General features: G+C 49.1%; 20 protein-coding genes. 6 read left to right on the forward strand and 14 right to left on the reverse strand.

The features are described from left to right. Window positions 1–80: 80 nt before the first annotated feature. The 4 genes from AC50Y5_RS25140 to AC50Y5_RS25155 form a co-directional block, all read right to left on the reverse strand. Complete coding sequence (locus AC50Y5_RS25140) at window positions 81–1,343, reverse strand: ATP-binding protein (protein WP_494864090.1); 1,263 nt, start codon at window positions 1,341–1,343, stop codon at window positions 81–83. A 206-nt stretch (window positions 1,344–1,549) separates the two neighbouring features. After that, window positions 1,550–2,461 carry an ornithine carbamoyltransferase gene (locus tag AC50Y5_RS25145; protein ID WP_494864091.1) on the reverse strand — a complete coding sequence of 304 codons (912 nt, stop codon included), beginning with the start codon at window positions 2,459–2,461 and terminating at the stop codon, window positions 1,550–1,552. Between the two features lie 131 nt (window positions 2,462–2,592). Next, window positions 2,593–3,771 (reverse strand): oxalate decarboxylase family bicupin, encoded by a 1,179-nt coding sequence (locus AC50Y5_RS25150; protein WP_494864092.1) that lies wholly within the window; start codon window positions 3,769–3,771, stop codon window positions 2,593–2,595. Window positions 3,772–3,922: 151 nt separating this feature from the next. Then, complete coding sequence (locus AC50Y5_RS25155; protein ID WP_056039637.1) at window positions 3,923–4,519, reverse strand: Uma2 family endonuclease; 597 nt, start codon at window positions 4,517–4,519, stop codon at window positions 3,923–3,925. Between the two features lie 147 nt (window positions 4,520–4,666). Between AC50Y5_RS25155 and AC50Y5_RS25160 the strand changes: the two genes are divergently transcribed. Both AC50Y5_RS25160 and AC50Y5_RS25165 read left to right on the forward strand, forming a co-directional pair. Next, window positions 4,667–6,103 (forward strand): SpoVR family protein, encoded by a 1,437-nt coding sequence (locus AC50Y5_RS25160; protein ID WP_494864093.1) that lies wholly within the window; start codon window positions 4,667–4,669, stop codon window positions 6,101–6,103. Window positions 6,104–6,751: 648 nt separating this feature from the next. Next, window positions 6,752–7,150, forward strand: coding sequence for a RidA family protein (locus tag AC50Y5_RS25165; protein ID WP_056039632.1), 399 nt, complete (start codon window positions 6,752–6,754; stop codon window positions 7,148–7,150). Between the two features lie 57 nt (window positions 7,151–7,207). Here the strand turns inward: AC50Y5_RS25165 and AC50Y5_RS25170 are convergent, their stop codons facing one another. Then, window positions 7,208–7,663 (reverse strand): hypothetical protein, encoded by a 456-nt coding sequence (locus AC50Y5_RS25170; RefSeq protein ID WP_494864094.1) that lies wholly within the window; start codon window positions 7,661–7,663, stop codon window positions 7,208–7,210. Window positions 7,664–7,903: 240 nt separating this feature from the next. Here AC50Y5_RS25170 and AC50Y5_RS25175 point away from each other — a divergent pair, with 240 nt between their 5' ends. After that, window positions 7,904–8,617 carry an AAA family ATPase gene (locus tag AC50Y5_RS25175; protein ID WP_056039628.1) on the forward strand — a complete coding sequence of 238 codons (714 nt, stop codon included), beginning with the start codon at window positions 7,904–7,906 and terminating at the stop codon, window positions 8,615–8,617. 157 nt (window positions 8,618–8,774) lie between these two features. Further along, window positions 8,775–10,421 (forward strand): Ig domain protein group 2 domain protein, encoded by a 1,647-nt coding sequence (locus tag AC50Y5_RS25180; RefSeq protein ID WP_494864095.1) that lies wholly within the window; start codon window positions 8,775–8,777, stop codon window positions 10,419–10,421. 150 nt (window positions 10,422–10,571) lie between these two features. On the opposite strand, the gene AC50Y5_RS25185 is transcribed toward AC50Y5_RS25180, so the two are convergent. The 5 genes from AC50Y5_RS25185 to AC50Y5_RS25205 form a co-directional block, all read right to left on the reverse strand. After that, entirely contained in the window at window positions 10,572–11,462 is an 891-nt protein-coding gene (locus tag AC50Y5_RS25185) for a transglutaminase family protein (RefSeq protein WP_494864096.1), read from the reverse strand. Next, the gene (locus AC50Y5_RS25190; protein ID WP_494864097.1) at window positions 11,459–12,463 is read right to left on the reverse strand and encodes an alpha-E domain-containing protein; all 1,005 of its coding nucleotides are present in this window, start codon (window positions 12,461–12,463) and stop codon (window positions 11,459–11,461) included. Before AC50Y5_RS25190 ends, AC50Y5_RS25185 begins: the two co-directional genes overlap by 4 nt. A 97-nt stretch (window positions 12,464–12,560) precedes the next feature. Beyond that, on the reverse strand, window positions 12,561–14,018 hold the full coding sequence (locus AC50Y5_RS25195; protein WP_056039623.1) for a circularly permuted type 2 ATP-grasp protein: 1,458 nt from the start codon (window positions 14,016–14,018) through the stop codon (window positions 12,561–12,563). 248 nt (window positions 14,019–14,266) lie between these two features. Next, window positions 14,267–15,277, reverse strand: a complete 1,011-nt coding sequence (locus AC50Y5_RS25200) for a globin-coupled sensor protein (protein ID WP_056039620.1) — start codon at window positions 15,275–15,277, stop codon at window positions 14,267–14,269. 270 nt (window positions 15,278–15,547) lie between these two features. After that, window positions 15,548–17,443 (reverse strand): PrkA family serine protein kinase, encoded by a 1,896-nt coding sequence (locus AC50Y5_RS25205; protein ID WP_056039617.1) that lies wholly within the window; start codon window positions 17,441–17,443, stop codon window positions 15,548–15,550. A 269-nt stretch (window positions 17,444–17,712) separates the two neighbouring features. Between AC50Y5_RS25205 and AC50Y5_RS25210 the strand changes: the two genes are divergently transcribed. Then, window positions 17,713–18,537, forward strand: a complete 825-nt coding sequence (locus AC50Y5_RS25210) for a DUF2161 family putative PD-(D/E)XK-type phosphodiesterase (RefSeq protein WP_494864098.1) — start codon at window positions 17,713–17,715, stop codon at window positions 18,535–18,537. An 84-nt stretch (window positions 18,538–18,621) separates the two neighbouring features. On the opposite strand, the gene AC50Y5_RS25215 is transcribed toward AC50Y5_RS25210, so the two are convergent. From AC50Y5_RS25215 to trmL, 3 genes are all read right to left on the reverse strand, one after another. Further along, entirely contained in the window at window positions 18,622–19,821 is a 1,200-nt protein-coding gene (locus AC50Y5_RS25215) for an aminotransferase-like domain-containing protein (RefSeq protein WP_494864099.1), read from the reverse strand. 344 nt (window positions 19,822–20,165) lie between these two features. After that, window positions 20,166–20,414, reverse strand: a complete 249-nt coding sequence (locus AC50Y5_RS25220; protein WP_046228684.1) for an AbrB/MazE/SpoVT family DNA-binding domain-containing protein — start codon at window positions 20,412–20,414, stop codon at window positions 20,166–20,168. A 214-nt stretch (window positions 20,415–20,628) separates the two neighbouring features. Next, the gene (trmL, locus tag AC50Y5_RS25225; RefSeq protein ID WP_056039608.1) at window positions 20,629–21,093 is read right to left on the reverse strand and encodes a tRNA (uridine(34)/cytosine(34)/5-carboxymethylaminomethyluridine(34)-2'-O)-methyltransferase TrmL; all 465 of its coding nucleotides are present in this window, start codon (window positions 21,091–21,093) and stop codon (window positions 20,629–20,631) included. Between the two features lie 177 nt (window positions 21,094–21,270). Here trmL and AC50Y5_RS25230 point away from each other — a divergent pair, with 177 nt between their 5' ends. Continuing rightward, window positions 21,271–21,990 carry a response regulator gene (locus tag AC50Y5_RS25230; protein WP_046228682.1) on the forward strand — a complete coding sequence of 240 codons (720 nt, stop codon included), beginning with the start codon at window positions 21,271–21,273 and terminating at the stop codon, window positions 21,988–21,990. An 81-nt stretch (window positions 21,991–22,071) separates the two neighbouring features. Here AC50Y5_RS25230 and serC read toward each other — a convergent pair whose 3' ends face one another. Further along, the gene (gene serC / locus AC50Y5_RS25235; RefSeq protein WP_494864100.1) at window positions 22,072–23,157 is read right to left on the reverse strand and encodes a 3-phosphoserine/phosphohydroxythreonine transaminase; all 1,086 of its coding nucleotides are present in this window, start codon (window positions 23,155–23,157) and stop codon (window positions 22,072–22,074) included. Window positions 23,158–23,416: the final 259 nt, after the last annotated feature.

Genomic DNA, 23,416 nt, shown 5'->3' on the forward strand with positions numbered 1-23,416 from the left:
ACGGTTGAAAGAGCTGCCTTCGCAGCCTCCTTCAACCGTCTTTATCCGTTATTCGCTTCCTGCCAAACTTGCTTGCTTCATCATTCAGGAGCAGCAGCCCGCTCGAGCTGAAGCTCGCATATCGTGCCTTGATTCATTTTACTGTGGAAAAAAATTTTGCCGTTCATTTCCTTGACCATATTCATGACAACCATTAGCCCGAGCCCGGTGCCGCGCTCCTTCGTCGTATAATAGGGCAAGCCTAACCGCTTAACCTGGGAGCGATTCATCCCGCAGCCCGTATCGCGGACGAGAATTTGAATTTTATTGCGCACCAGCTCGGTCTGCACCGTCAGCTTGCCTCCTTCAGGCATAGCCTCAATGCCATTTTTCATGATGTTGAGCATACACTGCTGAAATTTCTTGACCTCGCCGCAAATAATGAGCGGCTCCTTCGATAAATGATACACCTCAACGGATATGTTCGACAGCGCCGAATAAGGCTTCAGCCAAGGAATGACTCCGTCGATTTCATCCTTCACATTCAGCAGCCGCTGCTCTTCTTCACTAGGCTTCGAAAAATTCAAATAGTCGGTAATAATGGCATTGGCATGATCGATCCCTTCAAAAGCATAGGTGCGGTAGCGCTCGAACGTCTCGCGGTCGAGCGGCTCCTTGCTCATTAGTTGCAGAAAACCTCGCGTCGTAGTAAGCGGGTTGCGGATTTCATGCGAAATAGAGGCAGCGAGCTGGCCAACGATTTGATTTTTTTCGGAGATGATGAGCATTTGCTCGTACCATTCCCGATTTTTCACATTAAAATAAATAAAGCTGATCAGTAAAGATGAAAAAGCCGCCCCAACAGCAATTATACTGAGCTGCAGCACATTTAAAGCATGTCCAAGCGCTAGAGAAACACCAATATAAGCCAGCATGTATAACAAGACTAGGAACAGATTAACAACGCTTAGCTTCTGCTGGGTATTTGGCTTTATTTTAAAATGGAACAGCAATCCTGTCAGCAGCAGCACAGTGATAGCTATTCCTGTTGGCAGCCAGTGGTTGCCATAGAGCAAAGTACCGCCAAAGAATAACACCATTCCCGTAACTACGCCTGGGAGCAATCCTTCATAAAGCACAGCGAGCGCCAGAGAGACGGAGGTCAGATGCAGCGCATAGACAAGGGAGTCAATTTCCTCCAAGCTCAGGAATACCGTTGTAAATACGACGAGCAGTCCCAAAAAAAGCAGCCTCCGCTTCAATGTAGAGGCCAGCGATCTAGGGGTAAAAACAATAAACATGAGTGCAGCCGCCATAATATACAACAGCCCGTGAATGATCGATTCTAACGTAAGATGAAGCACAATTTTATCCTCATACTCTCTCTCATATAATAATTTCTTACAAAAATTGTATTTAAGAAATTTGATAAGATCACAATTTTATATTACTATACATAACCTTTCATTGCCAATGGCAGCTTGTTTCAATTATAAAAAAATCCGGCTCGCCAGCAGGATATGCCCTTCAACTTTATTTGAAGGCATGTCCCGCTGGCGAAGCCGGAAACTTATGGAAGGAGATGAAGCAGCAGCGCTTTTTGAGCATGCATCCGATTTTCCGCCTGCTGGTAAATGACCGAATGCTCCGATTCTACCAGCTCCTCTGATATTTCAAAGCCTGGATGAATCGGCATATCATGCATAATGTAAGGCGTACAGCCCGCAAGAGTGCTGCTGTTTAATTGATACGGAAGCATCACCTTAATTCGGCGCCGCTTCTCCTCCTGATAAAATTCCTCTTGATAAAACTCCATATCAATCCATGTATCTGTATATACAAATTGTGATTGTGCGGCTGCATCCTGCAAGCTGTCGAGCCGTTCCACCCAGCCGCTTTGCAGCGCGTTATCCATCAGCAACTGATCCCACGATGGTTCATTAATGATCGGAGTAACAAGCAGCAGTTTGATGCCAAGCAGCATGCAGCCTTCCACGAGCGAATTGGCCACATTGTTGTGAATCCCCACATAGGTGAGCGTCACACCAGAAAACGTACCCGCCACCTCATAGATCGTCATCAGATCGGCCAGAGCCTGGCATGGATGGTATTTATCACAGCAGCCATTGATGACAGGGACGGTCGCATAACGCGCCAGCTCCAGCAAATCGGCATGATTTTTGAGCCGCGCCATAATGATATCGCTGTTTCTTGAGACGTAGCGCGACTCGTACTGAATAGGCGAAATGCTGAAGTTGCTGCTGTTCCAGTCCATCGGAACGACGTAGCCGCCAAGCTGATTCATGCCGGATTGAAACGAAAGATTTGTCCTTGTTGAGCTTTTTTGAAAAAGCATCAGCAGCCCCTTATTGTCGGCCGCCTTGCTGTAGGCTTGCGGATTGCGCTTTATTTCAACCGCCTGTTCAATGATACTCTGAAGCTGCTCCTTCGTTATGTGCTCAAAAGATAAAAAATGCTGCAAACACAACACCCCCTAAATGAATAAACATCCACTTGTTTGAATTATTATTCATAGTAGCGAGTTTGCCTGCTTTTGTCCAGCCTCTTCCATAAGCCAAGCTCAGCCGGACATAGTCCAGCCCTAGTCCGACTTTAAAAACCCGGATATTTGACCACCGGCCATTTCTCTTTGCGCAGCTTGGATACAAACGCGTCCCCTACGTTGAGATTGCTTTTTACAAGCTCGGTTGGAGTGAGCGCCATCCATTGATTAAGGGAAACGTCGGCGAAGCGGTCGCTTTTGAACATTTCCAGAAACCATAAAGTTGTGTTTCCGGTATTTTGCACATAATGACCGCAGGCAAACGGCACATATCCCACATCGCCAGCCCGCACATCATACGTTCGTGCATTTCCATTGCCGGTAAATACAGTCATTCGGCCTTGGCCCGATAAATAATATTGCCACTCGTCGTTATTCGGATGCCAATGGAGCTCGCGCATAGCGCCAGGCTTAATTTCTACAAGTGCTGCTGCAATCGCTTTGGATGCTGGAAAGTTGGAAGAATCGACGATTCTTACACTGCCTCCTGGCGTAAGGATAGGCGTCTGCTTCAACAACTCAAACTTAAAGGACTGCGGGATTGTTCCGTATGGAGATTCTACCTTCTGGCTCTCTATGGAACCGGGAACCGCGCTTTTATAAATATAAACCTGATCATCGGGAATATGGTCAAACTCACTAACAGGTACGCCAAAATTGGCCGACAGCACTTCCTTCGGCGTATGGGCAAACCAATCGGAAATCGACAAGGTGTTTAAATCCGAGAAATTCCCATCGTCAAACACGAGCAGAAACTCGCAGCCCCCTTCCAGCCCTTGAATGGAATGAGGAATGCCCGGTGGAAAATACCACAAGTCGCCCGGCCCGATATCAGCTATGAAATTTTTCCCGTTCTGGTCCACCGCTGTAATCCTTGCATTTCCAAGCAGCATGTAGGACCATTCTGCCTGTTGATGCCAATGCATTTCCCTGACTCCGCCCGCTATTAGCGACATATTGACTCCTGCCAGCGTTGTTGCAATCGGCAGCTCTCGAGCCGTCACCTCACGAGACCAACCCCCTTGATTCAACTGCATATGGACATCCGAAAATGAAAATTTCATATTGGGAACGAGACCTGCATCCGTTACAGGCGGAACTAGCATATCCGGATTTTCCAAATCCCGCATCACATCGCGCGGCCCTAAATCCGGACCTCCAGCACCGTCACTCCGAATCGGCTGAGGGATGTGCGGGTATTTGGGTCTCGTATTTTCAGATTCGCTCATTAATGACCATCCTCCTGTACATAGGTAGACTGCACCAGCAGTCACTATCTGCCAATATATGCTTGGAGACTGAAATTATGAGTTTTTCAATAAAATCGCTGTAGGCAAAAAAAAACCGGCTAGCGCAGCTCCAACCGGTTTTAACTATAAATTACTCCATATGAAACAGCTTGTTCATCGGCACTTGTAAATCTTTAAAGACACTGGACTGAACCACTTCCTGCTCCGTAAACAAATGACGCACCTGATAGCTGCCGTCCTGCAGCGCATAAACATGAACCGTCCGGTTTCCCGGGTCGACAATCCAATATTCCTGCACCCCAAATTTTTGATAGAGATTGAACTTTTCATTAAAGTCCTTCAATGCGGTTGATGGTGACAGCACCTCAATGATTAATGCGGGAGCACCATTACAACCCCTCTTTGAAATTTGGTCCTTGGAACAAACGACTGAAAGGTCCGGCTGCACGATATGATCAGGTGATTGAAAATCCCCGCTTTCACTGAAAAACACATCAAAGGGTGCCATAAATACATAGCAGTTCCGATTTTGAAAAAACGTACGAAGGGCAAAATAAAGCTCCCCGACAATATATTGATGCAGCGAGGTCGGAGCCGGAGACATATTAAAGACTTTCCCATCAATAAGTTCCCATGATCCATCCCAAGTTAGCCAATCCTCGTAGGTATGCGTTTTTTTCTCATCCGGATGTGACAAGATACTCGCCCCCTCAACTAAAACGTTCATTATATCTTTCCTATATTAGTATTGTAGCATGTTCCCGGCTCTAACCAAAATCCATCTTTACAAGCATCTCCCCCTTCCCGTCATAAACTTGGCCCACTGCACATACCTATGGTATGAACGGTATTATCAAGTACGGGGGGATGGCTGATGAACCAGGATGAGATCCGCGCATTGGAGCGGTCCATCGATGAAATTACGGAAATCGCTCAAGGCTTTGGCCTCGATTTCTACCCGATGAGGTATGAGATTTGCCCAGCCGACATTATTTATACGTTTGGCGCCTACGGCATGCCGACGCGCTACAGCCACTGGAGCTTTGGGAAAACCTTCAACAAAATGAAGATGCAATATGATTTTGGCCTTAGCAAAATTTATGAGCTCGTCATTAACTCCAACCCCTGCTACGCCTTCCTATTGCAGGGCAATTCACTTATTCAGAACAAGCTGATCGTCGCGCACGTTCTTGCCCATTGTGATTTTTTCAAAAATAACGCCCGTTTCAGCACCTCCAACCGCAATATGGTCGAGAGCATGTCCGCTACAGCTGAACGCATTCAGCAATATGAAATGGATTATGGCCTGGAAGCCGTCGAAAAATTTATCGATGCCGTGCTTGCCATTCAGGAGCATGTGGACTCCGCAATTATTAAGCCATACCAGCTCGATAAAACCCGTTATATTGAAATGCTGACGACGGAGCAGAACCGTTCAGTTAACACGGCTATCCCTTCCGAGTATGAGGATCTATGGGGGCTTGACCCGGATGATGCCAATCGTCAGGATCAAACGCCGCCGCCAAAACATTTTCCGCCAGCACCGGAAAAGGACTTGATCTGGTTTATTGAGGAGTACTCGCCTCAGCTTACGGACTGGCAGCGCGATATTATGTCGATGATGCGTGATGAGATGCTTTATTTCTGGCCGCAGCTGGAGACGAAAATTATGAACGAAGGCTGGGCGTCGTACTGGCATCAGCGCATTATTCGCGAGCTTGACCTGACAAGCGAGGAAACGATTGAATTTGCCAAGCTGAACTCCTCCGTCGTCGTGCCTTCCCGGCATACGCTGAATCCGTATTATTTGGGGCTGAAAATTTTCGAGGATATTGAGAAGCGCTGGGATAAGCCTACGATAGAGGAGCAGCGGCGCTTCGGGCGCGTGCCGGGCAAAGGCCGGGAAAAAATGTTCGAGGTGCGCGAGCTCGATTCGGACATTTCGTTTCTCCGCAACTATTTGACCAAGGATTTGGTCAAGGATTTGGACCTGTATGTTTTCGAGAAGAAGGGGCCGGAGTGGAAAATAACCGATAAATCGTGGGAAAATATCCGCGACCAGCTTGTTTACTCTAAAGTAAACGGCGGCTTCCCCAGCCTCTTCGTCACAGATGGCGATTTTAACCGTGTAGGCGAGCTCTACCTGCTTCACAAGTACGAGGGCATGGAGCTCGATCTGAAATATGTTGAGCGCACACTGCCGCATGTCGTCCATCTCTGGGGCAAATCGGTCCATCTCGAAACCGTCGTCGAGGACAAAAAGATCGTATTCAGCTGCGACGGCAAAAAAACGAGCCGCAAGTTTGTGTAACTTAATGGCGCTTAATGGCGTTTAATGGCGTTTGGGAGCAAAAAGGCGAGAAGCTGCTTTGGGGCAGCTTCCCGCCTTTTTTTATAAATTGAAAGCTCAGTCCGACCGCGCGTCGGCTCTCCCCTATTTCCTCTGCCCCTATCTATACCTATCCCCATAACCAGAACTTTCTCTTTCTCTTTCTCTTTCTCTTTCTCTTTCTCTTACCTATTCGTTTTGCTTTTGCAGGTTATCCCCTTAGCTCAGAACGAGCGTCGCTCCTTACATCGGAGATAAAAAACCTTTCTCGAGCAGGCCATTAACCTATTTGCAATTATCCAATTCGCGTTTCTGAGCTAAGGGGAACCCTCCCCCTCTGTAGCCCTCTATTATTCCGGATTTATTAAACAGCAGATAGATTGATTTGGCTTTAGAGATCACTGGAATTTGACTTCGTATTTTGTTTCGCTTAAACTTTACCATAGATTACATCTTCCTAATTTTAAGAGAAAGGAGTGTCCGTTCATGAAGAAACGATCCTTGCATTTCATATCCTCTGGCTACGGATACTCGACTGCTGTTTTTTTCTAAAATCCATTTAACGGGTGAAGTGTGCCCAAAAGAATTGGTTGAAAATGGCAGAAATCTTAAAATGAGAGGCGAAGATACATGAATAATTTAGGGATCACTAGAAAAAATCCAGCAGGAATGCCCAGTCCAGTAGGGAATTACAGCCACCTTACAAAAATTCCGAGAAACGCTGAGCTGTATGTTACTTCTGGCCAAATCGGAACAGACCAAAACGGCAGCATTCCAAACACGTTGAATGAACAAATCAACAATACGTTTGCAAATATCAACATTTTACTGAACTCCGAACAATTAACCTCCGATCATATTATTAAGGTGAACATATGGGCCACTGAAAAAATAGACTGGGAGCATCTCTACGAAAAATGGGCGGAACTTTTTGGCATTCACTATCCATCTATGACGATTGGTTATCTTTCGGAATTAGGGCTGCCAGAAATAAAAATAGAAATTGAACTATGGGCGGCTAAAGCTTAAAAACAGCAGCAGCAGACTAAGGCTATACTTAGTCCGCTGCTGTTTTCTTATATTTGATTAGGGTAATTCCGCTTTTTGCCGTAATGACTCCAAATAACCTTTGTTTTGCAGCACTCTGGGGTCCTCTGGACGGAAAGTTCGGTCAGCCTCATTATGCCGATAGGCCAGCTCGTATTCACCTAGACGAGCGTAGCAGACGCATAGCTGAAGATGCGGCAGCCAGGTGGAGCAGGCCATATTGACAAAGCCCAGCCGTTGGTCGGACTGCCCACGCTCAATTGCGAGGTTATACCAGAAACCAGCCGTCTCGAAATCTTTTTGCTGCAAAAAATAATACCCTAGCCGGCAGCAAAATTCCGCCCGCGGACTGCCATATTGAAACGATCTTAATATCGATTCAAGCTCCCGCTCTGTATCTCCAAGCCGGTTAGAGCAATCCGCCAGCTTGCCGCATGTCGCAGCATTATCCTCCACCCACCCTTCGCCCATCGTAAGAAATTTTTCATAATACAAAATCGCTTGTTCATATTTCTCGTGGTAAGGCTAATATGGGTAACGGCACTATCGCTGCTTTCAATGCTTCCCCACACCTCCAAATACTCTTGCACCTCTATTAGGTCATATGTTTGCCAGACCTTGGACTATCACAATAAGTCGCAAATTGCTCCTCTCCCTTCCCACTCCACATGCGCACAAACATTCCACATGTTAAAATAAAAAAAACGACCTCTTCTGCCAAAGGAGCTGAACGCCTTGTATTTACGGAGTGCAGAGCTGCTCAAGGAGCGCATTCCCAATTACAGCAAGTATCCCTTTTCCATTCCTGTCATCCAGTCAATGAGCAAGCTTCATTTCCATACCCATATCACCTTCTTTGTAGGCGAAAATGGTTCCGGCAAGTCCACCTTTCTAGAAGCGATAGCCTATCAATGCAGCTTTAACACTGCTGGCGGAGGGCGCAACAACAGCTACGACGTAGATGCCTCTGAATCTGCACTAGGTCCCTACGTTCGGCTTTCCTGGATGCCCAAGCTCACGAACGGCTTTTTTCTGCGCGCAGAAACGTTTTACCAATTCGCCTCTTACCTCGATACAGTGCCTGAAAGCTTGCCCTATTACGGCGGCAAATCGCTGCATGAGCAGTCGCATGGCGAAGCCTTTCTATCGTTGTTCAAGCACCGTTTTGGCAAAAAAGCGATCTATTTGCTCGACGAGCCCGAGGCCGCGCTTTCTCCTGCCCGTCAGCTCGCGCTGCTTCGCGTCATTAAAGATTTGGAGCGCGATGCCCAGTTCATTATTGCGACTCACTCGCCTATTTTGCTTGGATATCCGAACGCGCAAATTTACAATTTTGACGCCAAGCCCGTTGAAGAAATTCGCTACGAGGACACAGCACATTACCAGCTAACTCGACGCTTTCTCGAAAACAGAAAAAATGTATTGAACGAGCTGTTCAGCAACGACTAGCAACTCTTTCAATATTCCTTACATAAACTTAACACTATATGTACTGGTTTTCTTACGCGAATCTATTTCTATTATTTAGAAAAAATAGTACAATTGCCTTGTGCTTCCAAACAAGGAAGCCACTCTAATTAAACCAACTACTAGAAGCGGAGGTTTGATGATGAAGGGTAATTTTTTGAAGCGATTGACGGCAGGAGCACTCATCTTTGCAATGTCTTTATCGGCAGGCACAGCAGTTTCCTTAGCGGAGGGGCCGTCTGATCCGGCTCCCGTCCTACAGCCCGCAGGAAGCGCCAATGGCAAAAAAATTCTGTTCGACAACGCCCATGCCCAAACAGCAGGTGCGGCAGATTGGGTCATTGACGGCGGCTTTTCCGATTTTGGACAAGCTCTTGCAGGCAAAGGCTATTACGTCAAGGAGCTTCGCAAAAGCGGCCCTATTACGCTGGCAGACTTAAGCAGCTATGACGTCTTCGTTATTCCTGAAGCGAACGTGCCGTTCAAGACGAGCGAGCAGCAGGCTATGCTTTCGTATGTGCAGGGCGGAGGCAGCATTTTCTTCATCGCAGACCACTATAACGCAGATCGAAATAAAAACAGATGGGATTCCTCTGAAGTATTCAACGGCTATAGACGAGGAGCTTGGTCGAATCCCGCGCTGGGCATGAGTACAGAAGAAGCCAGTTCAGCTGCTATGCAGGGTGTAGCCAGCTCCGACTGGCTGTCGAACAACTTCGGCATGCGCATCCGTTACAATGCACTAGGCAACGTAAACTCAGGAACAATCGTTCCTTCCTCGCAATCTTTCGGCATTACTAGCGGCGTTACTTCCGTGACGATGCATGCCGGATCGACCATCGCCATTACAGACCCGACTAAGGCAAAGGGAATCGTATACATGCAGCAGACTTCTGCCGCTTGGGGCAATGCGGTGGATCAGGGCGTCTATAATGGTGGAGGAATTGCTGAAGGACCTTATGTCGCGATCGGCAAGAATAGTCTTGGCAAAGTAGCCGTGATCGGCGACTCTTCCCCTGTCGAAGACAGCACGCCTAAATATTTGCGCGAGGAAACAGGCGGCTCCAAAACGACGTACGACGGCTTTACAGAAGCGAGCAATGGCGCACTGCTCGTACAACTAGTGGACTGGCTTGCTGTTAAAGAAAGCTACACGGCACTGAATCAAGTAAGCGGCCTTACGCTTGACAATGCAACAGCTTTGCTTGCTATAGAATCGCCACAAACGTCAACCCAACCGCAAGCTGAGCCATGGGCAGCACCAGCGGCCGGATACAAATGGTGGGACAGCTCCACCTTCAAGCAAGGCTCCTACGGCTATGCCTCAACGTCGCAGCCGCCAACCTCTGGCGCTGTAAACGAAACCTTCGAGACAGGCACGAAAGCAGCCTATACAGCCGCTTCGGTTACGCTCGGTTCAGGCTCGTGGACCTTCGATAATGCGCTGCTTGGCGATCTATCTACAGACAAGAAAAATGGCACCAAATCCGCACGAGTCAGAGCGGCAGGCTCCATCTATATGAATTTCAATGTGACAGGCGGCGCGACTACCGTCAAGGTGAAGCATGCGAGCTTTGGCAGCGACACGGGAGCGACATGGAAGCTTCAAAAGTCGCTTAATAGCGGCTCCACCTGGACGGATGTCGGAAGCACCTACTCCAGCATCCAGTCATTGACGGAGCAGACGATTACTGTAAATGAAACCGCAGCGGTACGCTTCAAAATTGTAGTTGCCGGCACATCCGGCAGCCGCTTGAACTTCGACGATTTTACAATCGTCCAGTAATTCCAGCCTCCCAAGGAAATACAACAAAATACAACAAAGAAGCCCTTCAGGCACTTGTGCAGCTGCATGAAAGCTTAAGCAGCCAGCCAGCGCCCGAAGGGCTTTTTTTCTCATTGAATTTTTCATTGAATTTCTGATGGATATTCCGCTTCATTCCTCTACCTTGCGCACATCCACCGTCACCTTCAACGTCTGCTGCCCGCTACCACGATACACGCCCTTTACCGGAACGATATCTTTATAATCGCGTCCATGGCCCAGCTTGACGTAACGCTCGCCGACAGGAGCTTCATTCGTCGGATCGAAGCTGCACCAGCCAAGCGACGGCACGTAAGCCTCCACCCATGCATGGGACGCCTGCTCAAAATCTGCCGTTCCGCCTTGCAAATCGCCAACAAAGTGGTAGCCGCTCACATAGCGGGCCGGAACCTGCTGCGAGCGGCAGCAGGCAATCATGAGATGGGCAAAATCCTGGCAGACGCCGCGCCTGCGTTCGAACATGTCGCTCGCTTTCGTATCCACCGTTGTAGCATCCGGATCATAGACGAACTCGTTGCGGATTTTTTGGGATAGCGCTAGCAGCCAGCCATATACGCTCATGCCGTCGTTTTTCCGATCCTCTACGCCCACTGCATATGTCTCCACTTCCGGGCTGAGCGCCGTGTAAGCAGTAGGCAGCAGAAACTCTACGAAACGATTACCCGCATCCTCTGATTGCAGCCATTCCCAAGCGACTTCAGCCGCTCCGCCGCCATTCAGAGCAGCTGCCTGCTGCTCTGGTGTAAGAGCCTCCTTCGTCACAACCGTCATTTGCGAGCGGATCGTCAGCTTCCGGTGCGAGCCGTTCACCGAAAACGAATGCACCCGATTGCCGAAAAAATCCTCATAGCTGAACAGCGGCGCATTCGGCTCTACCGCAATGGATTGCTGGTAGCAGGACTGGCGTTCATCTGTACTCGGCGTCAGACGAATTTCATTGACACTGTCCGTAACCGGCGTCCCATAATCGTATTGCGTCACATGCGAAATATTCAGCTTCATGCACTGGCCTCCCCCATGCGAAAAAAGGTTTTGGCGAAGGTGCCGCCCAGCGTCTGGCAAGCCTCCAGCAAATGACCGACAATGGCCCCTTCGCGGTCCAGCAGTATATCTTCCCGATCCAGGCAGGCGAGATCCGCCTTCACCTTGCTTACTTGGCGAATAACCTTGTCATGCGCTGAGCGCAGCTGCATATCCTGAAAGCGGATATAACGCATATGCTCATCGAGCGTATGCAGCGCGAAATGCACGGACCTTGGAAACACTTCATTTAAGATGACAAAATCAACAATGGACTCCACCGACATGCCATCGGCATAATAGCGCCGGAATACCTGATAGCCACTCAGCGAACGCAGCATAGCCTGCAAGTACGAGTATGCGCCAGACGCATTGCTCCAGCTCTCGCCGCTCGCAAGAACCGTATTATAAGCGGCTTTAATAATTCGCAGCGTATTTTCAGCCCGTTCCAAATAACGGCCGCATTCAATAAAATGCCACTCATTCTCACGAGGCATGACGGACTGGCTGATGCCTTGGAACAGCGCCGTCCATTCCTTGATTTTGCCGAAAAACAAATGCGGCGATTCCGACATTAAATCCTCGGGCTGCTTCTCCCGCAGCCACAAATAAAAGCCGTTGACCGCATCCCACATCTCGCTCGGCGCCTTCTCGCGCAGCGTGCGCAGATTGCCCCGCGCATGGCTGACGCAGGACACAAGCGAATTCGGATTGTCGCGGTCAAGCGTCATGTACCGCAGCACATCCTGCTCGCTGTAGCTGCCATATTGCTGGACATAGGACTCTCTGCTGCCCAGCGCATCTACGATGCGCGACCATTTGCAGGTCGGAGCTGCCATTCCTTGCCCTTGCTCGGCCGCCTCCGATTCTGCGCCATCCTCCGCTTGCAAATGATAGTGAACATCGATCAATCGCGCATGGTTTTCCGCCCGCTCCATGTAGCGTCCAATCCAAAACAGCGCCTCCGCATTCCGATTAAGCATAGCCATCCCTCCGATTATTAGGCTCCCCGCCTCATTGTTCCGTGCCGGCTTACCGGCTTAGCAGCTTTACCGCTTAGAGGCTTCGAAATATATGGGCCTAGCGGCTGAGCACCCACGTATCTTTAACCCCGCCGCCTTGCGATGAATTCACGACGAGCGAGCCTTCCGTCATTGCCACACGCGTCAGCCCGCCCGGTATGACATGCGTCTCCTCGCCCATCAACGCAAAAGCTCTTAAATCGATATGGCGCGGTGCCATAATGCCATCCATCATTACCGGCGCTCGAGAAAGCCTCATCGTCGTCTGGGCGATATACCGCTCTGGATCGAGCTTAATCGCCTCAGCGAACGCTTTGATTTCCGCTGGCGTCGCGCTAGGGCCAATTAACATGCCGTAGCCGCCGGAAAGCGAGGTTTCCTTGACAACCAGCTCCGCGAGGTGGTCCAGCACGTATTCCCGCTCTTCCTTGCGCGACAAAATATAGGTTGGCACATTATGCAAAATCGGCTCTTCGCCCAAATAATAGCGAATCATATCCGGGACATACGCATACACCGCCTTATCGTCAGCAACGCCGGTACCCGGGGCATTAGCAATCGCCACATTGCCTGCGCGATACGCATTCATCAGCCCTGGAACCCCAAGCAGGGAATCCGGCTGAAAAGCAAGCGGATCTATAAACTCATCATCGATCCGCCGATAAATAACATCCACTTTGCGAAGCCCGCGCAAGTCCCGCAAATAAATGTTGTGATCCTTATAAACGAGATCGCGGCCTTCCACAAGATGAATGCCAAGCTGCTGAGCGAGGAAAGTATGCTCGTAATAGGCCGAATTGTAGGAGCCCGGCGTAAGCAGCACTATAAGAGGATCTCTTTTGCCGCTTGGCGCAAGAGAGCGAAGCGAGCTGAGGAAGCAGTTGAGGCTGCGCTCGATGCTTTGGACAGACGAGGACAAATACAGGTCATGAAACAGCTCGCTCATTAGCGTTCTGCCCTTGAATAAGTAAGAGAAGCCGGAAGGGGAACGCAAATTGTCCTCCAGCACAAAATAACGCCCCTTCTCATCTCGGATCAAATCGATGCCAGAAGCTGTAATGTACACGCCTGACGGCACATCCAGCCCCACCATTTCCGGGCGGAAATAAGTATTGGACACGATCATTTTGCGGGGGATAACGCCATCTTTTACAATGTGCTGTTGGTGGTAGATGTCATGGGTGAAGGCGTTCAGCGCGCGGATGCGCTGGCGTACGCCGCGGTCAATATTGTCCCACTCATGCCGGGGAATGACACGGGGAATATAGTCGAACGGAATCGTCCGCTCCAGAGGCTCATTTTGATTGCTGCTGTACAGCGTGAAGGTAATACCTTCCTCCATCATTCGCTGATTAAGAGCATGCTGGCGAATACCTAGCTCAGAGGGCTTCATTTTTCCGAACATGCGATGAACGCTTTCATAGTGGGGACGAACTGAAAAATCCTTTTCAAACATTTCATCATAAAAAGATTGTGAATCGTAAAAATGCGACTGCGACTGTCTGGCCGTCGACATGCCAACCGCCTCCTCCAAGATGGCTCAACCTCACATGTAAATCCTGTAACAATAATGATCGTTTTTGATCCAACGGCAGATTAATGTTAGTTTTTATGACGTTAAATTTCATAAAATCGTCCATTTCTGTAGCTCAATCATACTAAAACCGAATATTCATGTCAACTTATATATCATACAAAAAAGCCGAAATCCTCAGACGCGAGAATTTCGGCTTCTTCTTAATGTTATCTACTATAAAATGCGGCCTATGAAGAGGTTGCATTAAGCTTGTTCAAATCTTTGGCGACATCATCGACCATTTTCACAAAAGCAGCAAGCTCCTGTGATTTTGCCGCTTGATTACGCGCCTCCGCCGAAGTCTGATCGGACTCCCTCCGAACCGAATTAACCTTTTTCTCAATTTCACTAAGCTTATTTTGAATCGTTTCTTGTGCTCCTCGTGACGATGCAGCCAGCTTGCGCACCTCATTGGCAACAACCTCGAAGCCCCGACCATGATCTCCGGCTCTTGCTGCTTCAATGGCCGCATTCAGCCCAAGCAAATGCGTCTGATCGGCAATTTCCCGAATCATCGTACCCATTTCCGTAATGCCATCCAGCTCGCCCTGCAGCTCGCCAAGCAAAGAATGCGCTTTCTCTTGTGAATCTGAAGTAGACAATGCTGTAGCTGCAATCGATTGGGCGCCTTCTTCCAGCTCAACCATTAAACCAGCCAGCTGCTGCACCGCTTCCGTTACAGTCGACAGCATCGTTGCACGCTCATCCGCCAGCTCCTGCACCTTCGTCTGCTCTGCGCGGTTATACGCTTCAAGCACAAATTGCGAGTCCAAATTGAACATTTTGGACAAGGAGTGAATAACCGGCTTCCATCCATCTGGAAGCACACGCTCAAATACATCCGTCGCAATGTTCAAGTAAGTCATGTATGTACCTAAATACCAGTCGGTTGTCAGGCCAATCCGGGAATGCACAAGCCCGATTTTTATCCGGTTTTCAATAAATGCTTCATCAATAACGCCGTCCGCAAGAGACAGCCAATATTCGCGCTGCGTCCCTTTCAAACGATCCACATTGCTAAATTTCTTCATTAAAGCTACCATTTCGGGATAGAGTCCCACATTATCATAGAAACGATCAACAACCTCGTCGACTACCTGCTTAAAAATAGGCCTGCACTCCGCGAGCAGTTGCAAATCCTGTTCCTTGATTCCTGTATAGTCCAACTGACGCTTACGTTCTACTGTGACATTAATCATTGAACAACCCCCAGTCTCTAAATAAATACCAACTGCTATATTAAGTATATCGGCATTCGGCTTCATAAAGGTAGACATTTCTTTAATAATTCAAGAGAATTTGTTGAGATCTCTACAAAATTCACCGAAAAAGCTGAATCCATAGTCCCATTTTTCCAGTCCTCCTAACCTATTCTAGCTTATTCGCGCTTTATTTTCACCCAGACAGCGACAAGAAGTTCGGCGGGCAGCTGCTCCACCGAACTTCTTGATCTTCTCTTATTTGGATCGTTAGCGATTAAGCAGGCTGCCTACATAACGCAGCAGCTCATTAGCACATACGGGGCAATAACCGTGGTCATCAATCAACCGCTTCGTCACTTCGTTTATCCGCTTGAGCTGGATTTCATCCGGCGTCTTCGTGGAGGTCGTAATTTTCACGATGTCCTTAAGATCGGTGAACAGCTTTTTCTCCACCGCTTCACGCAGCCGCTCGTGGCTGGTGAAATCGAATTTTTTCCCTTTCCGGGAATACGACGAGATGCGAATCAAAATTTCTTCGCGGAACGCTTTTTTCGCATTTTCAGAAACGCCAATCTGCTCCTCAATGGAACGCATCAGGCGCTCATCCGGATCAAGCTCCTCGCCGGTGAGCGGATCTTTGATTTTAGCCCAGTTGCAATAAGCCTCAATGTTGTCAAGATAGTTTTCGAACAACGTACGCGCCGACTCCTCATAGGAATAGACGAATGCCTTCTGAATTTCTTTTTTGGCCAGGCCATCGTATTCCTTGCGCGCAACCGAAATAAAGTTCAAATAACGCTCCCGCTCCTCCTTCGTAATGGATGGATGCTGGTCGAGGCCGTCCTTCAAGCCGCGAAGCACATCGAGCGCATTAATGCACTGCATATCCTGCTTGATCAGCGCGCTCGAAATCCGGTTGATCACATAACGCGGGTCGATGCCGGACATGCCTTCCTCGGTATATTCGGTCTGCATTTCCTTAAGATCGGCATCCTTGAAGCCTTCGATTTCCTCGCCGTCGTACATCCGCATCTTCTTCACCAAATCCATGCCCTGCTTCTTCGTCTCCTTCAGACGGGTAAGTATGGAGAAAATAGCAGCAGCGCGAAGTGCATGCGGAGCAATATGAATATGCTTCATGTCGCTCTGGCCAATGAGCTTCGTATAAATTTTTTCTTCCTCGGACACCTTCAGGTTATATGGAATCGGCATGACGATCATCCGAGACTGGAGCGCTTCATTTTTCTTATTGCTAATGAAGGATTTGTACTCCGTCTCGTTCGTGTGGGCAATAATTAATTCATCAGCGGAAATAAGCGCAAACCGCCCCGCTTTAAAATTGCCCTCCTGCGTTAAGGACAGCAGGTTCCACAAAAACTTCTCGTCGCATTTCAGCATCTCCTGAAACTCCATAAGCCCCCGGTTCGCCTTGTTCAGCTCGCCGTCAAAACGATAAGCACGCGGATCGGATTCCGAGCCAAATTCTGTAATCGTGGAAAAATCGATGCTGCCGGTTAGATCGGCAATGTCCTGCGACTTTGGATCAGATGGGCTGAACGTACCGATGCCCACGCGGTTATCCTCCGAGATGAATACGCGCTCCACCTGAACATTTTGAATATCGCCGCCGTATTCGGTTTGCAGCCTCATCTGGCAGGAGGGGCATAGATTGCCTTCAATCCTAACGCCAATCTCCTGCTCAATCTCGCCTCTCAGCTCATGCGGAATGAGATGCAGCGGCTCTTCGTGCATCGGGCAGCCTTTAATCGCATAGACGGCGCCGCGTTTCGTTCTGGAATATTTCTCAAGCCCCTTTTTGAGCATCGTAACCAGCGTCGATTTCCCTCCGCTGACAGGACCCATTAGAAGCAAAATCCGTTTGCGCACATCAAGCCTTCGCGCCGAGGAGTGGAAATATTCCTCCACCAGCTTTTCAACAGAGCGGTCCAGCCCATAAATTTCTTGCTCGAAAAATTTGTACCGCTTCTTCCCATCCCTCTCCTCGACTCCATAGGATTCAATCATTTCATAGACACGCGCGTGCGCCGTCATGGCCGGGGTTGGATCCTGTCTCAGCAGTTCAATATAATCCTTGAAAGATCCACTCCAGGCCAGCTTCTCACTCTCTGCTTGATATTCCGATATTCGCTTGAAAATGTCCATGCCGTGCCTCCTCCCATCGCTTCCGCAATACGCAATTTTTCACTTCGCTCGGCATTTGCTTGCAAGAACCTCAGCGAGTGGAACTAACTTTATTGAAGTATTACATGTCTATGCTTATTCCGCGTGGAAATTGACCACTATTTTAGGCGGTAATCATGCATATTGCGACAAATACGCTTGCAGCGCGGGTTTGCTTGGACAAATAGATTCGATCTGCCCGCACTCCCTATCCTTTGTTATAATAGTTAGAAGAAAGTGGGGGAATGCACGTGGCAGTCAGTAAGGAAGAGGAGCTTTACGGCCCGGTAAAAGCTTATTATGAAGCGCGCGGCTTCGTCGTCAAAAGCGAGGTGCTGCACTGCGATCTCGTCGCGATGCACGCGGATACCGAAGAAACCATTATCGTGGAAATGAAAAAGACGTTCAATCTCGCCCTGCTGCTGCAGGGGATTGAACGCCTTCGTATAAATGATCAGGTTGTGCTCGTAGTCGAGCGCAATCGTAAAAAAAACGGCGCGCACAACCAGCGCTTCGGTGAAATTACCGAGCTGTGCCGCATGCTCGGCATCGGCCTTATGACCGTCACCTTCTTCAAGACGAAGGCGCCTGTCATTGATGTGCTATGCGAGCCCGGCGAGGCGCCGCAGCGCGGAACGCGCCGCAAGAAGCAGGCGAGGCTGCTTCTTGAATTTCGCGAGCGCAGCGGCGATTATAATGTAGGCGGCAGTACCGGCCGCAAGCTGGTGACCGCCTATCGCGAGAAGGCGCTGCGCTGCGCCTACGCGCTCCAGCAGCTGGGAGAGGCGCACTCGCCTAGCCAGGTTGCTGCGCTGACGAGCTTCCCGCGCAGCGGCGCTGTGCTGCGCGACAATTACTATGGCTGGTTTGAGCGACAGCAGCGCGGTAAATACCGCCTGCTGCCTGCCGGAGCAGCCGCCTTGACCGAATACGCCGAAGTCATCGCCGATTGGGTGGCCGCTTTGCCAAGCAATCAAGCGGGGCCAAGCACAACTGCTGCACCTGGCGAATCGCAGGCAGCTTTGGTCTCCCGTGCTCCTCGCCGTCCTAGCAAGCGGCGTTCATCGTCCCGCTAATGGCCAAGACATCGGGCATCATGTACTGGGCATATTGGCATCGGGCATGCAACCGCAAACTCGATGCTTCTGCGAGCTGCAAGGTTAGGAGCGGGCCGTAAACTCGCGGATCGCTTCCGCAAAGCGCTCTACGCCGAGTGCTGTCTTGGCTCCGATGTTATAGGTAAAGTTAAGCCTCGCCGTATTACGCTGCGGGTCATAAGCATAGAAGGAGCTTCCGGGTACGAAAGCAACGCCCTTCTGAACGGAAGCCCGGAGAAGCGCCTCTGCATCAAGACATTCCGGCAGCTCCACCCATAGGAACATGCCGCCCTTCGGCTCAATCCACCGCAATCCTTCAATATGCTGCTGCACAAGCAGCCCTTGCATTTCGCGCATCCGCTCCCCGTAGGAAGCTGAGATAACTTTAATATGCTCATCGAGCGGGAAGTTATCCAGCAGCTCGCTGACGATTTGCTGATCAATCGCGCTGGAATGCAAATCTGCCGCCTGCTTCGCTTTAGCCATCATAGCAATGACTTCCGCTGGACCCATTGCCCAACCTGTGCGCAGCCCTGGCGCAACCGTCTTCGAAAAGGTACTCGTATAAATAACCGAGCCTGAACGGCCCGCTTGCTGGTCAAGCGCAAACAATGTCGGATAAACAGCATTTACATCATATTTTATTTCCCCGTATGGATCATCTTCCAAGATTGGCACACCATAAGAGCTGCAAAGCGCCAGCAGCTGCTGCCTGCGCTCCGTGCTCCAGACGCGCCCCGTCGGATTGCCGAAGGTAGGCACGGCGTACACTAGCTTTGGACGATGCTCGCGAATAAGCCGCTCCGCATCCTCCGCTACAATGCCATGCTCATCGCTGTCCGCAGCAATGACATTTAAGCCATTCATCTCAAACACCTGCAAGCAAGCGAGATATGTCGGCCTTTCTACCAATATCGTATCGCCAGGCTCGGTCAGCACTTCAACAATGAGGCTGATCGCCTGCTGGGAGCCTGTCGTCAGCAGCATTTCGTCAGGGCGTACGTTCATGCCCTTATGTCCCATACGCTCGCACAGCTGTTCACGCAGCGGCATAAAGCCCTCGGTCAATCCGTATTGCAGAGCGCTTGCGCCCTTCGTAAACACGCGATCGGCAGCATCGCGAATCGCCTGCACCGGAAACAGCTCCTCGGCCGGCAGCCCTCCAGCGAATGAAATCATATCCTTGCCCTGCGTCAGCTTGAGAATATCTCTTACGACCGATGATTTGAGAGCGGTCACTCGTGATGAAAAACGGTAATCCATGGTTCGACTCCTCCTAAGATACAAGCTTTAACGCTTATAGTTCTATGTTATCAAGGTACAGCCCATATTTAAAGTTTTCTTTTTCGGGCAGGTTGGGTATAATGAAAACAGTTGCATGAGGATTTTGGAGGTGCCATTAATGTCCATCACATTCATTATTGTAATGACTGTATTCGTCTTGTTCTTGACGGCTATGTTCACGTCTTCTTACAACGATGACAAAACCAAAGGCCTGTAAGCTGAACTATCAGCTTGCACCAAAAGAAGCTTCTCCGAAGGAATGCAGCTAAGGCTGCTCCAAGGGGAAGCTTCTTTTTGTTACTACATATTAAGCATGTATGAGGTTAGCGGGCGAGCTGGCTCATTTCAGCCACGCAAACGCCGCATAAAAAACGTTCTTTAAACTCGCGGACTTCTTCCATCGAACCACAGAACACACATTTCGGACGGTAACGCTCCAAAATAATATGGTCGCCCTGCACTAAAATTTCAACCGGATCTCCCTCATTCATCTGGTAACGTTTACGCAACGATTTTGGAAGAACGATACGTCCGAGTTGATCTACTTTTCTTACTACACCTGCTGGTTTCATCGTTGTTCACCTCTCCTGTGTCTAGTTTGCAAGCCTTTTTCGTGAAACCCCGACAGTTCATTTCTTTAACGCTCTGCCTCTGTTTCCCCATTCTGCTTCTCTCTTTAGGTAATGCTTTAAGTAATTCCTAAATTAAACCCTTAAGTAAATTCTTCACCTTGCCGCCAAGCTTTGAATCTGCTAGAACTAAAACTGTTCGTAAGCCGCCTCTATTTTAAGACAGTCCTGGAAAATCGTTCTGTCTAAGCGCCTCGTACACGATGATTGCCGCCGAATTGGATAAATTAAGCGATCTGACCTTATCCGTCATTGGCATCCGAATGCATGTACTTAAATTAGCTTCAATCAGCTCTTGAGGCAAACCTTTCGTTTCCTTGCCGAATACGAAAAAATCCCCATCCTGGTATTGAAACTCATTATAGGCTTTGACCGCCCGCGTGCTGGCATAGAAATACCGCCCATCAGCATACTGCTCCTGCAGCTCCTGAAAGGAATCATGGTACTCGACATGAACCGCATGCCAATAATCCAGGCCTGCGCGCTTCAGCGTCTTGTCATCCGTTTGAAAGCCCAGCGGACGCACCAGATGCAGATGCGCACCGGTTGCCGCACATGTCCGCGCAATATTGCCCGTGTTAGCGGGTATTTCCGGTTCTACTAACACAATATGAAATGCCATCTTCTTGTTGTCACCCCTTGTCCCTTGCCTATTATACATGAATTACTATTTTATTTAAAATAGGAATGAAATTTTACATCCCGTTAACGTACTCTTAATCCCTACTTGAACGTCTAACTTCATAATGTAGTCATGAGCAAAGACATGTTTAGGATAAGGGAGGCTTAATAAGACAACATGTTGAAGAAGAAAATTCTCGTCGTCGATGACGAGCCCTCCATCTCCATGCTGATTGAATTCAACCTGAAGCTAGCCGGATACGACGTCAGATGCGTAGATGACGGAGAAGCCGTTTTTGATATGCTGCGCCCCTTTCGGCCAGATCTCATCGTTCTCGATTTAATGCTGCCGAAGATGGATGGCATTCAAGTGTGCCGCGAGCTGCGCAAGCAAAACAACGCCGTTCCCATCGTCATGCTGACCGCCCTGCAGGATGTTACCGATAAAATTGCTGGCCTCGATAATGGCGCTGACGACTATATGACCAAGCCGTTTAGCCCGCAGGAGCTGATTTCGCGCATCCAAGCGATTTTCCGCAGACTGCAATCGCTGCCTGGCGCAGCACCGTCAAGCGCCATTGACATTGGCCGCATGTCGGTACGTCCCGATGAACGAGAAGTGCTGATTGATGGCAAGCTGATCGAGCTGACGCCGAAGGAATTCGAGCTGCTCGTCTTCCTCTGCAAGCATAAAGGCAAGGTGCTGAGCCGCCAGCAGCTGCTTCATGGCGTATGGGACTATCACTTCCTCGGCGATACCCGTATCGTAGACGTCCATATTAGCCATCTCCGCGATAAAATCGAAAAAAACGCCCGGACCCCCGAATATATTATGACCGTTCGTAACGTAGGCTATAAGCTGCATGGCCCAAGCGCTCTGGAGCAAACCCTTGCCTAATTACACGAAAGAACCGCCCGTTCCTTTCATAAGCGAAAGGAGCGGGCGGTTTTTCTATCATTTAATCACGGACAGCCGCAATTAGCCGTTGTTTTTTTGGAATTCTGCCATAAATTCAGCAAGCGCCTTGCAGCTTTCCAGCGGAACCGCATTGTAAGTCGAAGCGCGAAGCCCGCCAACATCACGATGTCCTTTCAAGCCAACAAAACCTTCTGCTTCGGATTGCTTAATAAATTTCTTCTCAAGCTCTCCATCCTGCAAGCGGAATGTAATGTTCATAAGCGAACGGCTTTCAGGAGCAGCAAAGCCATAATAGAAACCGCCACTTTGATCAATCGTATCGTAAATGAGCTTTGTTTTGTCGCGGTTGTATTGATTGATTTGGGCGACTCCGCCTCTTGCTTTAATCCATTTCAGCACCAGATTGACCATATAAACCGAGAAGGAAGGCGGCGTGTTGTACAACGAGCCTGCTTTCGCATGGGTATCATAGCGGAAAATAGCTGGAATCGTCTTAGGGCTTTCTTTAATAAGATCATCGCGAACGATGACAACCGTCACACCCGAAGGACCGAGGTTTTTCTGGGCGCCTGCATAAATCAGACCAAACTGGCTGACATCTACCGGACGGCTCAAAATATCACTCGACATGTCCGCGATTAGTGGAACATTGCCCGTTTGCGGGAATTCAGCAAATTGCGTGCCGCCAATGGTCTCATTTGTCGTAATGTGCAAATAAGCAGCTTGATCTGGCAGCTGAATGTCGGAAAGTGCCGGAATGCGGTTGAACTTGTGAGCTTCGGAAGTAGCAGCTACGGCTGTCTCGCCAAGAAGCTTCGCTTCCTTGATTGCTTTCTCTGCCCATGCGCCAGTCATTACATAAGCGCCGACTTTGCCTGGGGCAAGGAAATTCATTGGAATGGTTGCAAATTGCGTGCTTGCGCCGCCTTGCAGCAGCAGAACATGATAATTGTCAGGAATGCCGTAAATTTCGCGAAAAAGAGCCTGCGTCTCATTGTTAACTTGCTCATACAGCTCGCTGCGGTGCGACATTTCCATAATGGACATGCCCGCGCCTTGATACTCTACGAATTGCTGCTGAGCCTGCTCAAGTACTTCGAGCGGTAAAGCGGCCGGTCCTGCATTAAAATTGAATGCTCTCTTCATCTTCGGATAACCACCTTTAGTTATTAACATGATAACGCTATAATAGCAATTTTAAAGGCCCGCTTCAAGTAGTATCGTGTCTTTTCGTGACAAAAGTCGAACACTTTATTATTGATTTCTTGTTAATATTCGGTTTTCTTCAATAAAAGGTGTTTTGCTGCCGCTTTCATTATTAACGGCGGGAGGCGATAAATTAGACTTTTTGTCATTTCACTCTAGCGAATAGGCAGAAAAAAAGAGCCCCCATATAGGGAGCTCC

It is taken from the genome of Paenibacillus sp. JT22N7 (assembly GCF_059383875.1).